Annotated in this window: 1 protein-coding gene; it reads right to left on the bottom strand. The window is 59.6% G+C overall.

The window, feature by feature from the left end; genetic code table 11:
* Positions 1 to 673: 673 nt before the first annotated feature.
* Positions 674 to 2,080: an NADP-dependent phosphogluconate dehydrogenase gene (gndA, locus tag VIM95_RS01520; protein WP_331982075.1), complete on the bottom strand. Its 1,407-nt coding sequence runs from the start codon at positions 2,078 to 2,080 to the stop codon at positions 674 to 676.
* Positions 2,081 to 2,263: the final 183 nt, after the last annotated feature.

Here is a 2,263-nt window from a genome sequence, read left to right as displayed (position 1 = left end):
AATTGGGAACGCCCCAAGTACACGCTCGACCGCCAATTTTTTAGGCAAACCAACAAGCCGCCTTGTAAATCCGGCACTAAGCGCGCCCATACACAGCTATCCACGGACTTACCCACAGCACTTGTGGGTAGAAGTTCCCTTTGCCTAGGGCAAACCTCAGATTCTGGTTCGCTTGGCAATACGGAATACAGACAATAGCGGCCTTGACGCTAGGACGGAAAGAAGTGCAGATAGGCCACCAAGATGCACAGCAATGCGACCCAAAGCACGCCACCAATCGTACCCGTAGCGAGCGTGTCCGGGTCGATATGGCCCCGGCAATGCCGAGGCAATAGAAAGCGTACCGCCAGATTGCCCAGCAACCGGAATGCGGGTCTCACAGTCGCCAGCAGCACTAACAGTATCGACAGTTTTGCGTCCAAGCTCGTTCCTCCAGTTCCAAGCTTAAAGCATTCAGTTCAGCAAGCCGTATAGCGTGCCCTCCGGCTCCGGTCGGTGCTTGGCCTGCCAATGTCCAATGACGAGCGTTAGCGAGGCTCCCCTGCGGCGGCAGGGGCGGGGGGGATGGATGCGATTAAGCGAAAGCGCGCTTCCGCATCGTATGAAGCAAAACGCCCGGCTATGCCGGGCGCTTACGCTACGTATAGGCTCAAACTGCAGCGTCTACTTTTCCCTAAAACCATTGCGCGTGGAACACACCCTCACGATCCGTCCGCTCAAAGGTGTGCGCACCAAAGTAGTCGCGCTGGGCCTGGATCAGGTTGGCCGGCAGGCGCTTGGCACGGTAGCTGTCGAAGTAGGCAATGGCCGAGGCAAAGGTCGGCACCGGGATGCCGGCCAGGACTGCGTTGGCCACCACTTCACGCAGGGCGGCCTGGTACTCGTTGGCGATGCCGGCGAAGTAGGGGTCCAGCAGCAGGTTGTTGAGCTGTGGGTTCTTGGCGTAGGCGTCGGTGATGTTCTGCAGGAAGCGCGAACGGATGATGCAACCGGCGCGGAAGATCTTGGCGATCTCGCCGTACTGCAGGTTCCAGCCGCTTTCCTCGGACTGCGCGCGCATCTGCGCAAAGCCCTGGGCGTAGGAAGCGATCTTGGAGAGGTAGAGGGCGCGGCGGACCGATTCGATCAGCTTGGTGCGGTCGGCCAAGGCCGGCTTTTGCGCCGGCGCGTGCAGCACTTCGCTGGCTGCCACGCGCTCGCTCTTCAGTGCCGAGATAAAGCGGGCAAAGACCGACTCGGTGATCAGGGGCAGCGGCACGCCCAGGTCGAGCGCGCTCTTGCTGGTCCACTTGCCGGTGCCCTTCTGGCCGGCCTGGTCGAGGATCACGTCCACCAGGTAGTTGTCGGTCAGGTCGTCCTTCTTCTTGAAGATATTGGCGGTGATATCGATCAAAAAGCTATCGAGCTCGCCGCGGTTCCAGTCGGCAAACACCTCGGCCAGCTCGTCGTTGGATAGGCCCAGCAGGTTCTTGAGGATGTCGTAGGCCTCGGCGATCAGCTGCATATCGCCGTATTCGATGCCGTTGTGCACCATCTTCACATAGTGGCCGGCGCCATCCGGGCCGATATAGGTCACGCAGGGCTCGCCATTGGCAGTCGCCGCGATCTCCTTGAGGATAGGGGCGACCAGTTCGTAGGCTTCCTTCTGCCCGCCGGGCATGATGGAGGGACCCTTGAGAGCGCCTTCCTCGCCACCCGATACACCGGTGCCGATAAAGTTGAAGCCCAGCGCCGACAATTCCTTGTTGCGGCGGATGGTGTCGGTGTACAGCGTATTGCCGCCGTCGATGATGATGTCGCCCTTGTCCAGGAGCGGCTTGAGCTGGTCGATGGTGCTATCGGTGGCAGCACCGGCCTTGACCATCAGAAGGATGCGGCGCGGCGTCTCGAGCGAGGCGACAAAGGATTCCAGGGTGTGGAAGGGGACCAGTTTCTTGCCCGGATTTTCGGCGATGACTTCGTCAGTCTTCTCTGGCGAGCGGTTGTAGATCGAGACCGAGTGACCGCGGCTCTCGATATTCAGCGCCAGGTTGCGACCCATGACCGCCATACCGATCACGCCGATTTTTTGCTTGGACATTACTTCTGCTCCTGTCTGGGCGCGCACAGCTCTGTTCCGCGCGCCGATTCCGAAGATTGATGCGGTCTCTTGGACCGGTTTGTTACAGCCGTTGGGTGGGGCTGCTGAAATATTGGGGCGCTTTTTAACAGATAAAAGGTATTCCTGCTGACGTAGTTGCATGGGGCTCGACTACGAAAATGC

This window comes from Chitinimonas sp. (assembly GCF_036568685.1).
Lineage (GTDB): Bacteria > Pseudomonadota > Gammaproteobacteria > Burkholderiales > Chitinimonadaceae > Chitinimonas.
The sequence above is the reverse complement of the archived record's forward strand: the minus strand, read 5'-3'. Positions and strand labels throughout refer to the sequence as shown.